The following is a 13555-nucleotide window of genomic DNA, read 5'->3' on the forward strand; positions in this document are numbered from 1 at the left end:
TGCAAGGTTTCCCTGGGATTTCGCGCAAGTGCCTTTCGCGCCCCTCCTCTTGACAGACCGCATAGCGGACTCAGAGTCTGTCATGCGAACACTGCTGACCCAGGGGGAGACTTCATGACCGACACACCCGCCGTCATCAAGCTGCTGAACGGCTGCGTTGACCTGCACTGCCACTCCGGTCCGAACCCGTTCCCTCGACGCATCGACCACGCCGAGGCCGGCAAGGACGGAGAGCGGCTCGGGATGCGGGGCGTGCTGGTGAAGTCCCACCACCACAACACCGTCATGGACCTGCTCGCGATGAGCGACCGGCTGGCGAAGATCAGCACTCCGGTCTTCGGCGGCATAACCCTGAACAGCATGGTCGGCGGCATCAACCCGCAGGCGGTGGCCATGTCGTTGCGCATGGGCGGCAAGGCCGTGTGGTTTCCGACGTTCTCGGCCGGCCGGCACATCGACTGCCATCCGGAGGGCGTCGGCTTCCCCACGGCGAGCGTCGAGGTGCCGTCGTCCCGGGTCGACATCCACCAGGAGAACGGTGATCTCATCCCGCAGGTCTACGAGGTGCTCGACCTGGTGAAGGAGACCGGAGCGATGGTGACCGGCGGTCACATGGAGACCGAGTCGATCACCCAGCTGTTCGCCGCGGCGAAGGAGAAGGGGGTCACCCGGATGCTGCTCAACCATCCCGACTACGTCATCGGTGCGGACGAGGCGAAGTGTCGTGAGCTGGTCGGATACGGAGCTTTCATCGAGCACGAGACCGGCTTCTACGACCCCGAGGGGACCAAGAAGTGGGACCCGAAGATCCTCCTCGACTGGATCGAGAAGATCGGTCCGGAGCACACCGTGATGGCCTCCGACCTCGGGCAGAAGGATCGTCCGCTGCCGGTGGACTCCTACATCCGCGTCGCGACCGCGCTGTTGGACCTCGGCCTGGACGAGCGGTCGCTGCGCCGGATCTTCTGCGACAACCCGGCTTTCCTGCTCGGCCTGGACGACTGAACCGGCATCCTGCCGCTGACCCGAAAGGACAGAAGATGACCACCCTGGCCACCCCGCCCGATGTGGAGTTCTCCGACCTCGGTACGGGCGATCCCGACGAGACGACCCCTGGCGGATCGTCGACGTGGTACTTCCGCGGACACAACTTCGTGCTCGCCCACACGACGCTGGTCGCCGGCGACGTGCTGGAGCGGGGTGATCAGCCGGACGAGTACGTCGTGATCCTCCCCGCCGAGGAGTGCGACGTCGAGGTTCGTGCGTCGGGGGAGGTCGTGTCGGTCTCGGGCAAGGCGGTGGTGATGGTTCCGCCGGGCAGCAGCGCGATCGTCGGTGTCGACGACTGCACCGTCGTGCGGCTGTTCAGCTGTCGCTCCACCGACCTGCTGGACAAGGCGCGCAACCGGGATTCGTACGCGCAGCCGCACCCGAACGTCAGGCCGTTCGAGCCGTGGCCGGACCCGCCGGAGGGTTATCGCATCCGGCCCTACCGGCTGGCCGACCTGACGGTGACGCAGGACGCGGTCCGCCCGGGCCAGATCGTGCGGTGCAGCACCTTCATGGTCAACTTCCTGGCGCCCAGGATCGGTCCGCGCGACCCGGACAGCCTCTCGCCGCACGACCACGACGACTTCGAGCAGTGCTCGCTCGCCGTCGAGGGGGAGTACGTCCACCACCTGCGGACCCCGTGGTCGAAGCGGCGCAGCGAATGGCGCGAGGACCGGCACCTGCGGTGCGGCAGTCCTTCGGTGGCCGTGATCCCGCCACCCATGATCCACACCAGCGAGGCCGTGGGATCGGGGACCAATCAGCTGATCGACATCTTCTGTCCGCCGCGTCTGGACTTCTCCCTGAAGCCGGGCCGAGTGCTCAACGAAGACACCTACCCGCTCCCCACCCTGTAACGACACACTCGCCACCCACCCCCACCCCCACCCCCACCCCCCGTAAGGAAGGTTCATCGTGACGACCAGACGAGCGATGAAGGTCTTAAGTGGTGCGGTCGCCGTCCTGTGCGCGGCGGCGACGCTGAGCGCGTGCGGATCCGACGACGACTCAGCCAAGGCCGGCGGGCTGACGCCGGTGACGTTCGCGATGGCGTCCCCGAGCTGGAACGCGGGCTTCGCGGTCATGGCCGTCGTGGAGGCCGAGGGCTTCTACGAGGAGGAGGGCCTGAAGGTCACGACCAACCTGTTCCCGTCGGCCACCCAGGCGGCGCAGCAGGTCGCCGGCGGCGGGGCGGACCTCGGCCTCATGACGGTCGAGCCGGTGGCCATCGGGCACGACAAGGACCTGAACCTGGCCTACTTCGGCTCCTACTGGCCGGAGTGGATCTACAGCCTGCAGGTGCCGGACGGCTCGAACGTGAAGAGCATCGCCGACCTGAAGGGCAAGAAGATCGGCGTCTCCGCGGTCGCGAGCTCCGGCGCGACGTTCGCCCGGACGGCGCTGGAGCTCAACGGGATGAGCCAGGACGCCGCGACCCTGGTGCCGATCGGTGCCGGCGCCCAGCAGATCAACGCCATCAAGACCGGCCAGGTCGACGCGTTGGCACTCTGGGACATCCAGTACCAGATGGTCAAGAACGCCGGTGTCAACCTGACGCCGCTTCCGGTCAAGGAGGCGGCGGGCGCGTGGGGCGGCGGCTTCGCGACGACCCGGAAGAACCTCAAGGCCAAGAAGGACGTCCTCGAACGCTTCGGTCGTGCGGTCGCGAAGGCGTTCGTCTTCGCCAAGGCCAACCCCGAGGCCGCGATCCGCGCCCTGTGGAAGCTCTACCCGGAGACCCGCGGGTCCGACCCGGAGGAGAAGGCGCTGGCCGACGGGATCAAGGTTCTCGATGTCCGACTGGCCGGGCAGGGGTTCGACGACAAGAGCCTGGGCCGGATCGACGAGGCAGCGTGCACCCGGGCGATCGACCTGATGACCTCGGCCAAAATGATCAAGAAGTTTCCGGCGAAGGAGATCTACACCGACGAGATGTTCAAGGCGTTCAACGACTTCTCCTACGACGACATCACCAAACGAGCGAAGAGCGCCGGCTGAATGCGGCTGGGGATCGCGCTCGACCTGAGCTCCCGGGAGCCGGTGCGCCCACAGGTGGACCGCACGGTCACGATGCTCGCCCGCGCGGAGCGGCACGGGTTCGACTCCGCGTGGGTGGGGGAGAGCTATCACGCGGCCGCTCAGCCGTTCCACCTGCCGTCCGCCCTGATGGTCCTGGGGCATCTGGCCGGCCGGACGTCGCTGGCGCTGGGATCGGCGGTGCTGCTCCTGCGCGCGTACAGCCCGGAGAAGCTGGCCTACGAGGCCGCGCTGCTCGACCAGCTGTGCGGCGGGAAGCTCACGCTCGGCCTCGGCCTCGGCAGCCCGGAGGTCGCCCGACGGGCCGGGCTGCCCGCGAAAGGTCCGGCCGGTGCGGCCTTCGACGCCACGCTCACGCTGCTGCGCGACGCCTGGTCCGCCGACGCGAGCACCGATTCGCCGGTGGCGGTCCCACCCCCGCTGCGGCGCGGCGGGCCGCGGATCCTGGTGGGCGGCAGCGTACCTGCCTCGGCCCGTCGCGCGGCGACGCTCGCCGACGGCTTCTACGGCGCGACGAACTACCGCGACGACCTGTTGATCAGACAGTCGGCCGCCTACTGGTCGTATCGCGGCGGACGGCCGGGGGGAGCGGTCGCCACCACCAGGTTCTGCGTCGTCCACGAGGATGCCGCCACTGCTCGCGAACTCGCCGCGTGCCACCTGAAGGCCGCTTCCGACTACTACACCGAGCGCGGCTTGTGGATGGGTGCGGACGGCCCCACTGAGCCGGAGTTCCCCATGGTGGGCACGCCCGACGAGATCGACGCGACGATCGCCCGGTACGTGCGGGCGGGCGTCACGTCCGTCCAGTTGCGGGTCGCCCCGTTCGGCACGCCGCCCGACGTCGCCCGCCACACGCTCGACCTCGTCGGGCGGCACGTCCTCCCGCACTGGCACGCCACGACGAGTTCCGCACGCACGCGAAGGACGCCTCCCGAGATGGGGCAGGAAGTGGAGACGACCCGATGAGCAGCTCATTCGTGTACGCGTCGGTCCGGACCCCGTTCGGCCGGTTCAACGGGGCCCTGGCCGACACGAGGACCGACGATCTGGCCGCGACCGCACTGAAGGGACTTCTCGACCGCTCGCCGGGCCTGGATCCCGGCCTGGTCGACGACGTGTTCTGGGGCAACGCCAACGGCGCCGGCGAGGACAATCGCAACGTCGGCCGGATGGCCGTGCTGCTGGCGGGCATGCCCGTCGCGGTGACCGCCACGACGGTGAACCGGCTCTGCGGCTCGTCGCTGGACGCCGCCATGATGGCCGCACGCATGATCGAGGTCGACGACGCGGAGATCGCGATCGCCGGAGGCGTGGAGTCGATGACGCGGGCGCCGTGGGTCCTGCCGAAGCCGTCGCGTCGGTTCCCGGCCGGCGACGTCACCGCCGTCTCCACGACGCTGGGCTGGCGTCTGGTGAACGAGCGGATGCCCGCCGAGTGGACGGCCTCGCTGGGCGAGTGCAACGAGCAGCTGCGGGAGAAGTTCTCGATCTCGCGCGAGCGGCAGGACGAGTTCGGCGCCCGCTCGCACCGCCTCGCGGCGCAGGCGTGGGAGAAGGGCTTCTACGACGACCTCGTGGTCCCCGTCCCCGGCACCGACCTGGTCCGGGACGAGAGCATCCGGGCCGGCACCTCGGTCGAGGCGCTGGCCGGGCTGAAGCCGGCGTTCCGGCCCGACGGGACGATCACCGCCGGCAACTGCTCACCGTTGAACGACGGCGCGAGCGCGGTCCTGCTGGGCTCGGCGCGCGCGGCGGCGTCCATCGGTCGTGACCCGGTCGCGCGGATCGCCGGTCGCGGCTGGTCGGCGCTGGAGCCGCAGCAGTTCGGCTACGCCCCGGTCGAGGCGGCCAACGACGCGCTCGAACGGGCCGGCATCACCTGGGAGGACATCGGCGCCGTCGAGCTGAACGAGGCGTTCGCCGTCCAGTCGATCGCCTGTGTCGACGCCTGGCTCGAACTCGGGCTGCGGGACGCCGACGTCGTCAACGCCAAGGGCGGGGCGATCGCCATCGGGCACCCGCTGGGCGCCTCCGGCGGGCGCATCCTCGGGACCCTCGCGGCGCGGCTCGTGGAGTCCGGTGAACGATGGGGCCTGGCGGCCATCTGCATCGGTGTGGGCCAAGGCTTGGCGGTCGTCCTCGAGAACGTCTCATGACGCGGCTCTGCACCTCTGTCGACGAGGCGGTCAGCGGCATCGCCGACGGCTCGACGGTGCTGATCGGCGGCTTCGGCACGGCCGGCATGCCGTTCGACCTGATCGAGGGGCTGATCCGGCAGGGAGCGCGGGACCTCACCGTCGTGTCGAACAACGCGGGCAACGCGGACACCGGGCTCGCGGCGCTGCTCGCGGCCGGGCAGGTGCGCAAGATCGTCTGCTCGTTCCCCCGGCAGACGGACTCCTGGGTCTTCGAGGAGCTGTACCGCAACGGGAAGATCGAGCTCGAGGTCGCCCCGCAGGGGAGCCTGGCCGAGCGGCTGCGCGCCGCCGGGGCCGGGATCGGCGGGTTCTACACCCGCACCGGAGTCGGGACCCTCCTCGCGGAGGGAAAGGAGACCCGCGAGATCGACGGCCGGACCTACGTCCTCGAACTGCCCATCGCCGCCGACGTCGCGCTCATCAGCGCCCACACCGCGGACACCCTCGGGAACCTCGTCTACCGCAAGACGGCACGCAACTTCGCTCCCGTCATGGCGACGGCCGCGACGACCACCGTCGTGCAGGTGCGGCACGTCGTCGAGCCGGGCGTGCTGGATCCCGAGGCGGTGGTCACCCCGGGCATCTACGTCGACCGGATCGTGCGGGTGGCCGCTGTGCAGGGGAGGGCGGCATGAGTGTGGTGTCCGCGGGCGTCGTCGAGCACACCGACCGCGGCCCGCTCGGACGGGACGAGATGGCCCGGGTACTCGCCGGCGACATTCCCCGCGGGGCGTACGTCAACCTCGGCATAGGCCAGCCCACGACCGTCGGCGACCACCTCCCCCCGGAGTCGGGGGTCATCCTGCACACCGAGAACGGCATGCTGGGCATGGGGCCGGCGGCGACGGGCGACGCGATCGATCCCGACCTGATCAATGCCGGCAAGTTCCCGGTGACCGAGCTTCCCGGCGCCTCGTACTTCCACCACGCCGACTCGTTCGCCATGATGCGAGGCGGCCACCTCGACCTGTGCGTCCTCGGCGCCTATCAGGTGTCGGTGTCGGGGGATCTCGCCAACTGGCACACCGGTGAGCCCGACGCGATCCCGGCGGTCGGCGGGGCGATGGACCTCGCCGTGGGCGCCAAGCAGGTCTTCGTGCTGATGTCGCTGTTCACCAGGACCGGCGAGCCGAAGCTCGTCAGGGAATGTACGTATCCGCTCACCGCGCTGCGCTGCGTGGACCGGGTCTACACCGACGTCGCCACGTTCGAGATCACCGGAGGAGACCAGGTCCTCGTCCGGGAGACGTGGGGGATGTCGTTCCACGAGCTCCGCTCGCGCGTCGACGTCCCGCTCACCGCGGCTACACCGTGACCACGCCCGTCAGGAGGTTGGAGAGCGACATGTCCACCAGGCACCAGTTCTACATCGGGGGTGCGTGGGTCGATCCGGCCGCGCCGCGGACCCTGGGCGTCGTCGACCCCGCGACCGAGGAGACGTTCGCGACGATCAGCCTCGGGACGGCCGAGGACGTCGACCGCGCGGTGGCGGCGGCGCGTGCGGCGTTCGCCACGTACTCGCAGGTCAGCGTGAAGCAACGGCTGGAGTACCTCGAGCGGATCAGCTCCGGCTTCCGGGCCCGGCTGCCCGAGATCGCCCGGACGATGACCCGCGAGATGGGTTCGCCGATCACGTTCTCGACGGAACGCCAGGCCACGGTGGCGCTGTTCCACTTCGAGGAGGCGGCCCGCGTGCTGGCGGACTACCGCTTCGAGGAGGAGATGGGAGCCGGGATCGTGCGGCGCGAGCCGATCGGCGTCTGCGGTCTCATCACGCCGTGGAACTGGCCGCTGAACCAGGTCGCCTCGAAGGTGGCCCCGGCCCTCGCCACGGGATGCACGGTGGTGCTCAAGCCGAGCGAGATCGCGCCGCTCAGCGCCATGGTGCTCGCCGAGGTCATCCACGACGCCGGGCTGCCGCCCGGAGCGTTCAACCTCGTCAACGGCGACGGTCCCACGGTCGGTGAGGCCATCGCGGCGCACCCCGACATCGACATGGTCTCGCTCACCGGCTCGACCGGCGCCGGCATCAGGGTTTCCAAGCTGGCGGCCGACACGGTGAAGCGCGTCGCGCTCGAACTCGGCGGCAAGTCGGCCAACATCGTCCTGCCCGACGCGGACCTGGAATCCGCGGTCATCGCCGGGGTGCACTCGTGCTTCACCAACGCCGGCCAGAACTGTCAGTCGCCCACGCGGATGCTGGTGCACCGCTCGCAGCGGGACGAGGCGTACGCCGCCGCGCGACGGGCGGTCGAGGAGGTGCGTCTCGGGAACCCGCTCGATCCGTCGACCACGATGGGGCCCGTGGTGAGCCGGGCCCAGCTGGAGAAGATCACCGCGCTCATGCAGTCGGGGATCGACGAGGGTGCGACGCTCGTGGTCGGCGGCCCGGGACGCCCCGACGGGCTCGACGACGGGTTCTACGTCCGCCCGACCGTCTTCGGCGACGTCACGCCGCGGATGCGGATCGCGCGCGAGGAGATCTTCGGCCCCGTGCTCTCGATCCTGCTCTACGAGACCGAGGACGAGGCCGTCGAGATCGCGAACGACACGCCGTTCGGCCTGGCGGGCTTCGTGCAGTCGAAGGACCCCGACCGCGCCCGCAGGGTCGCCAACCGCATCCGTGCGGGCCGCGTCTACCTCAACGGCGCTCCGTTCGACCGCAGCCTGCCGTTCGGCGGCTACAAGCAGTCCGGGAACGGGCGGGAGTTCGGCCGGTTCGGCTTCGAGGAGTACCTCGAGGTGAAGGCCGTGCTCGGGTACCCACGGTGAACGGGATGAACCCCGATCGGCTCGCCGCCCTGCTGGACCGCGAGGAGCTCTTCGACCTGGTGCGGCGCGAACGCTTCGCCCGCGACCAGCGGCTCTTCGAGGTGATGCGGGACTGCTTCCACGACGACGCCTACGTGCGGACCACGTGGTACGACGGACGCGGCGGCGAGGCCTACGTCGAGGCGACGAAGGCGTGGATGGGTCGGACCGGGAACAGCAAACACTGGGTCTTCCCCGCCTACGCGCGGGTCGAGGGCGACCGCGCGACCGTCGAGAGCCCGGCGAAGATCTTCAACCGGACCACGGTGGAGGGAGTGGACGTCGACTTCCACGCCTATTGCCGGTTCTTCTCTCGTGCCGTTCGGGACGAAGGGCGGTGGCGGCTGATGAGCTTCGAGGTCCTGCTGGAGCGCGACGAACTGCGCCCCGTCCACGCGGGTGAGGCGCTCCCGGTGGACGCGGCCCGGCTCGCCGGGTTTCGGCCGTCCTACCGGTTCATCACCTGGATCCAGTCGACCCGTGGCGTGATGGTGAGTCAGGACCTGCTCGGCGACGACCGGCCGGCCGAGCTCGACGCGTTCCATCAGGGCGAGACCGCCTGGCTCGCCGGCACGCAATAGCGACGGCGCCGCGGGCTTGCTCGCGCGGCTGCTGCTCACCGATGAGGAGACGGGTTCTGCCTCGACCGATCACCGGGCCATCCGGTTCAGCCGGCCGGCCGCCGCCTGCCGCACGGTGGCGACCGGGTCCTCGGCGAGGCGCCGGAGCAGCGTTTCGGCTTCTTCCGGGGCGAGGTGCCCGACCACGAACGCCACCCGTTGCCGGACCGCCGGGTCGGGGTCGTCCGCCAGTTCGGTGACCGGGCCGGCCCAGCGCGACGAGCCGTCCGCGACGGTGGCGAGCCCGCTCAGGGTGGCGGCGCGCACCGTCGGGTCGGGATCGCGGGCCAGCCGCGTCAGGTGCGGCGCGGCGCGCGGGTCGGTGTCGGCGGCTTTCGCGAGCGCCTTGGCCGCCTGCGCCCGTCGGTACGGGTCGTCGCCGGTGGCCTCGGCGAGCAGCGCGTCGACGGCGGCCGGCGCACCGATCCCGCCGAGCGCGTCCCGGGCCTGGTCGCGCACGTGCCGATCCGCGTCGTGCAGCAGGGCCAGCAGGGCCGGTGTCGCCGACGGATCGCCGAGCCTGCCGAGCGCGTAGGCCGTTCGGGCGCGCATCCGCGGGTCGTCGTGTGTCGTGGCGGCGGCGAGCGCGGCCACGGCCGCGGGGCGCCCGGTCGCCGCGAGCCGGTTGATCGCCGCCGTCGCCACGTGCTCGTCGGCGTCGTGCAGAGCCGCGCGGACGATGCCGAAGGCCCGGTCGTCTCTGGCGGGGTCGACGACCGTCTCGACCGCCATGAGCCGGATCTCCGGATCGGTGTGACCGGCCGCCTCGGCCAGCAGCGCGGCATCGCCGGGCTCCGCCACGGCGCCCAACGCCAGCAGCCCCACGCGTCGCCGGTGCGGGGCGTCGGCGCGGACGAGGTCCAGGACGATGCGCCGGGCGGCCGCCGGGTCCTCGGCGAGCAACCCGTCGATGTCGCTCTGCAGGCCGTCCTGGTCGTCGCCGAGGTCCCGGTCCGCCGCCAGCAACAGGGCGGGCAACGCCGCCACACCGGCGATGCCGGCGAGCAGGCCGGCGATGATGTCGCGACCGTAGAAGTTCCCGTCGTCGAGGAAGCGTTCGAGAGCCTCGTGCAGGCGGGGTACCAGGGTGAGGTCGCCGGAATCGACGAGCGCCTCCACGGTCGGCGCGATCTCCTCGTAGTCGAGCGCGCCCTGTTGCGCGCCGTGCTCGATCACGGACTCGAGGGCGGCACCGCTGTGTGGCATCACGCCACCCTGTCACACCGCGCCGGCTCCCCTACGCCCCGTCCGGTTTGCGGGAACGGGCGTACACGACGTTCGTCCGCAGTTCGCGCACCCCGTCCGCGCGCAGTCGCCGCACGGTGGCGTCCCGGACCCGTTGCGCCGCCGCCGGTTCGAGGCGCGCGACGGTCGCCCGGTAACCGGTGCCGAGCACGATGGTCCACCAGTCCTCGGGAGTCGCCAGCGGGTGCGTGCCCGGCTCCTCGGCCACCTCGGGAACGGCCGCACCGCCCCGGCGGAGGAGTTCCGTCAGCGCGGTGGCGTCGGTGACCCGGGTCCACGGGTGAAATCCGCCCACGAGATCGGCGCGTTCGACACCGACGGCGGCCCAGAACGCGCTCGTCGCCGGTTCGAGGAACCGCGGGCCCCACACCGTGACGGCGAGTGTGCCGGACGGGCGCACCAGCCGCCACAGTTCGGCGACGGCGGCGGCCATGTCGGGCAGGAAGAAGATGCCGAAGACGCAGACGACCGCGTCGAACGACTCCGACGGCAGGCCGGTGCGCCCGGCGTCGGCAGCCCGGAACTCGACGTTCGTCAGCCCCTGCCGGTGCGCCTTGGCCCGGGCGCGGGCGAGCGCCGGTTCGGCGAGGTCGACACCGAGCACCCGCCCGGTGGGGCCCACCAGACGCGCGGCGGGAAGCGCGGAGGCGCCGGTGCCGCAGCACGCGTCGAGCACCCGATCGCCCGGCCGCAGGCCGATCCGGTCCACCGTGCCGCGCCCGAACCGGTCCCAGAACGAGAGCACCGGGTCGTCGAAGTGATCGGCGGCGGCCGTGTAGGTGGCCGCCGAGAGGGCCCTGATGCCCTCGCCGTCAGCGTCCCGCACGGACCCATCATGCACCCGCGGCGCGGGCGGCCCGTTCGATCCGGGCGTGCCGTTGCGCCAGTAGTGCCGCATCGGGCCGCGGACCGGCGGAGAACGCCCCCGTGCCCGTCGACCCGTCGAGCCCCTCGCGCAGGATGTCGGCGTGACCGGCGTGCCGGGCGGTCTCGGTGAGCATGTGCACCAGGACGGCGAACAGCGTCACCTCGGGGCGCGGCCACCAGGGAACGCATCCGGGCGCGCCGAGATCCAGGGCGGTGATGGTCGCGTCCGAGTGTTCCCACACCCGCCGGTAGCGGCCGACGAGGTCGGCGCGCGTCTCCCGCTCCGTGGCCCACAGGTCCGTGCCGCGCGCCTCGACGTCGTCCCAGCGCGGCAACGGCTCGGGGAACGGCCGCCCGAACACCTCGCCGAAGTACCGGGACTCCCAGAGCGTCAGGTGCTTGACCAGGCCGAGCAGGTTGGTGCCGGTCGGGGTCAGCGGGCGGCGCACGTCGTACTCGCCGAGCCCGTCGAGCTTCCAGAGCACCGCTTCCCGGAACTCCCGCAGGTCGGCGTGCAGGTAGCCCTTGGCGAAATCGTCGATCACGAGCCAAGAGCCTGCCAGGCGCCACGCGCCGACCGGAACGTCGGCGCGCGTTCCCGCCGCCCGGGCCGGCCGTCAGTCGAACAGGATGTGCCGCAGCGCTTTCGTCAGATACGTGATGAGGCGGTCCCGCGGCATCGATGCGAGCGGCTCGATGCGGGCGATGTACCGGACGAACGTCAGGCCGATCAGTTGCGACCCGACGAGTGCCACCCGAGCGTCCAGGTCCACTACGGACGGTCCGAGAACCGATCGGTACACGCCGATGCTGCGTTCCTGCATCGCGACGAGCAGGTCGGCCGCGGCGCGCTCGTCGGAGGCGGCGCTGCGCAGCAGGATCACGAGGGGGTCGCCCGCGGCACCGGCCTCCATCCGGTCGATGTAGCCACGCGCGATCCGATCCGGAAGCGTCGCCGGCTCGCCCTCCGCCACCAGTTCCAGGTCGCGGTTGCCCGGCACCGCCGCGAGGAACAGCCGTTCCTTCGACGCGAACTGTCGCGTGATGAGCCCATGGGTGACCCCGGCCCGCTGCGCGATGTCCCGCAACGTCGTGCGGTTGTAGCCGCGTTCGGCGAACGCGTGCCGCGCCGCCTCGATGATCGCCGCCCGATGCCCTTCCGGGTCGCGTCGTCGCGCCGGTCTCGCCTGGTCGCTCATGTACTCCCCTCTCGACCGGACACGGTACCGGGGTTGCTCGGGGACTTGATCGTCGCGCTAATATCCAATTGGATATTAACTGGGGAGGAACGAGATGAACGCACAACCGGCGGCTGTCCTCGAGACGCGGCTGCTGCACAACATGCACCGGGCCGCGACATCGCTGCTCGTCGACGCGGCAGGTCGGGCCACGGCACCGACCCCGTCGCTGACCGAACTGCGGGACTTTCTCGTGGCGGCGCTGCGGCACCATCACGAGAGCGAGGACGACATCCTCTGGCCCCGCCTGATCGTCGCGGACCCCGCGGCCGGCGACCGGCTCGCGGCACTGAGCACCGAGCACGACGCTCTCGACGCCGCGTTGGACGCCCTGGAGGCGACGGAGATCTCGGACCGCCCCGCGCTGGCCGACGCGGCGAAGGCCGTACGCGACCTGGTCCACAAGCACCTCGAGGCCGAGGAGCCGGTGCTGTTCCCCGCCCTCGAAGCCACCATGTCCGACGACGAGTGGGCCGAGTTCTCCCGAACGGTCATCGCGTCCGCCCCGCCCGTGGCGGCCCACCTCAACATCGGCTTCTTCGCCGAGGTCGGCACCGCGGAGGAACTGGCGACCGTCGCGAAGGGCATGCCACCACAGGTCCAGCAGCTCGTGCCGGCGCTGCGCGAACAGGCCGAGGCGACGCTCCGGAGCCTGCGCGCATGACCACGACCCTGGTCGTCGGCGGAAGCGGAGGGCTCGGCAGCACGATCGCCGCTCACTTTCTCCGGCGCGGCGACACCGTGCTCGTGACCAGCCGGGACCGCACCAGGGCGGAAGCCGTCGCCCGGGACCTCGGCGGCGGTGCCCGCGGGCTGGCGCTCGACCTCGCGAGTCCGTCCACCATCGAGGCGGCGCTCACGGGGCTGACGAGCGTCGATCATGTCGTCATGACGGCGGTCGGCAACGCGGAGAACACCCTTGCGGCACTCAACACCACGGCGGCCGTCGAGGCGCTGACGATGAAGCTCGTCGGGTACGCCGAGACCGTGCGGGTGCTGCGCGACAGGTTCGAGCCCGGCGCCTCGGTGGTGCTCTTCGGCGGCCTCGCCAAGGAACGCCCGTATCCCGGATCGACAGTGGTCAGCACGTTCAACGCCGGCATCAGCGGGTTGGTCCGGACCCTCGCGGCGGAGATCGCGCCGTTCCGGGTCAACGCCCTGCACCCGGGCCTCATCGGCGACAGCCCACGATGGCGCGACGTGCCCAACCCGCCGCACACCGAACGCACCCCGATCCGCAGGCTCGTCACGATGGCCGAGATCGCCGGCGCGACCGAGTTCCTGCTGAGCAACGGTGGGATCAACGCCCACGACCTGAACGTCGACGGCGGTGTGCTGATCACCTGACACCCGGTCGTGCGTCGGGCCCCGTCCCGGGCGCCGGTAGCGGAACGATGTCAAGCGGCCCAACCAAAACGCCGACGAGTGACGGATTCCGCTCCGGCGCGTCGCACGGATCGACTCCGGTGCGTGATCGATCATCCTG

At 71.0% G+C, this 13555-nt stretch carries 15 protein-coding genes; 11 read left to right on the forward strand and 4 right to left on the reverse strand.

The features are described from left to right. Positions 1-114 precede the first annotated feature (114 nt). The 9 genes from Val02_RS04470 to Val02_RS04510 are packed head-to-tail and all read left to right on the forward strand — an operon-like array spanning position 115 to position 8680. Positions 115-1005 (forward strand): DUF6282 family protein, encoded by an 891-nt coding sequence (locus Val02_RS04470; RefSeq protein ID WP_203897598.1) that lies wholly within the window; start codon positions 115-117, stop codon positions 1003-1005. 35 nt (positions 1006-1040) lie between these two features. After that, entirely contained in the window at positions 1041-1907 is an 867-nt protein-coding gene (locus tag Val02_RS04475; RefSeq protein ID WP_203897599.1) for a cupin domain-containing protein, read from the forward strand. Positions 1908-1965: 58 nt separating this feature from the next. After that, complete coding sequence (locus Val02_RS04480; protein WP_203897600.1) at positions 1966-3048, forward strand: ABC transporter substrate-binding protein; 1083 nt, start codon at positions 1966-1968, stop codon at positions 3046-3048. Then, positions 3049-4056 carry an LLM class flavin-dependent oxidoreductase gene (locus Val02_RS04485; RefSeq protein ID WP_203897601.1) on the forward strand — a complete coding sequence of 336 codons (1008 nt, stop codon included), beginning with the start codon at positions 3049-3051 and terminating at the stop codon, positions 4054-4056. After that, positions 4053-5246 carry a thiolase family protein gene (locus tag Val02_RS04490; RefSeq protein WP_203897602.1) on the forward strand — a complete coding sequence of 398 codons (1194 nt, stop codon included), beginning with the start codon at positions 4053-4055 and terminating at the stop codon, positions 5244-5246. Before Val02_RS04485 ends, Val02_RS04490 begins: the two co-directional genes overlap by 4 nt. Then, a complete protein-coding gene (locus Val02_RS04495; protein WP_203897603.1) occupies positions 5243-5923 on the forward strand; it encodes a 3-oxoacid CoA-transferase subunit A in 681 nt (226 codons plus the stop codon). The genes Val02_RS04490 and Val02_RS04495 overlap by 4 nt, the downstream gene beginning before the upstream one ends. Continuing rightward, positions 5920-6603, forward strand: a complete 684-nt coding sequence (locus Val02_RS04500) for a 3-oxoacid CoA-transferase subunit B (RefSeq protein ID WP_203897604.1) — start codon at positions 5920-5922, stop codon at positions 6601-6603. Before Val02_RS04495 ends, Val02_RS04500 begins: the two co-directional genes overlap by 4 nt. A 29-nt stretch (positions 6604-6632) precedes the next feature. Continuing rightward, positions 6633-8060, forward strand: a complete 1428-nt coding sequence (locus Val02_RS04505) for an aldehyde dehydrogenase family protein (RefSeq protein ID WP_203897605.1) — start codon at positions 6633-6635, stop codon at positions 8058-8060. A 5-nt stretch (positions 8061-8065) separates the two neighbouring features. Next, positions 8066-8680 (forward strand): nuclear transport factor 2 family protein, encoded by a 615-nt coding sequence (locus Val02_RS04510; RefSeq protein WP_203897606.1) that lies wholly within the window; start codon positions 8066-8068, stop codon positions 8678-8680. A gap of 69 nt (positions 8681-8749) precedes the next feature. On the opposite strand, the gene Val02_RS04515 is transcribed toward Val02_RS04510, so the two are convergent. The 4 genes from Val02_RS04515 to Val02_RS04530 form a co-directional block, all read right to left on the reverse strand. Then, positions 8750-9925, reverse strand: a complete 1176-nt coding sequence (locus Val02_RS04515; protein WP_203897607.1) for a HEAT repeat domain-containing protein — start codon at positions 9923-9925, stop codon at positions 8750-8752. Positions 9926-9956: 31 nt separating this feature from the next. Further along, entirely contained in the window at positions 9957-10790 is an 834-nt protein-coding gene (locus Val02_RS04520; RefSeq protein ID WP_203897608.1) for a class I SAM-dependent methyltransferase, read from the reverse strand. A gap of 7 nt (positions 10791-10797) precedes the next feature. After that, entirely contained in the window at positions 10798-11376 is a 579-nt protein-coding gene (locus Val02_RS04525) for a DinB family protein (RefSeq protein WP_203897609.1), read from the reverse strand. A gap of 72 nt (positions 11377-11448) precedes the next feature. Further along, positions 11449-12030, reverse strand: coding sequence for a TetR/AcrR family transcriptional regulator (locus tag Val02_RS04530; RefSeq protein ID WP_203897610.1), 582 nt, complete (start codon positions 12028-12030; stop codon positions 11449-11451). 94 nt (positions 12031-12124) lie between these two features. Between Val02_RS04530 and Val02_RS04535 the strand changes: the two genes are divergently transcribed. Together Val02_RS04535 and Val02_RS04540 are read left to right on the forward strand one after the other, a co-directional pair. Continuing rightward, positions 12125-12733: a hemerythrin domain-containing protein gene (locus tag Val02_RS04535; RefSeq protein WP_203897611.1), complete on the forward strand. Its 609-nt coding sequence runs from the start codon at positions 12125-12127 to the stop codon at positions 12731-12733. Beyond that, the gene (locus Val02_RS04540; protein WP_203897612.1) at positions 12730-13416 is read left to right on the forward strand and encodes an SDR family oxidoreductase; all 687 of its coding nucleotides are present in this window, start codon (positions 12730-12732) and stop codon (positions 13414-13416) included. Before Val02_RS04535 ends, Val02_RS04540 begins: the two co-directional genes overlap by 4 nt. The last annotated feature ends 139 nt before the right edge of the window (positions 13417-13555 follow it).

Source organism: Virgisporangium aliadipatigenens (genome assembly GCF_016863615.1).
GTDB lineage: Bacteria > Actinomycetota > Actinomycetes > Mycobacteriales > Micromonosporaceae > Virgisporangium > Virgisporangium aliadipatigenens.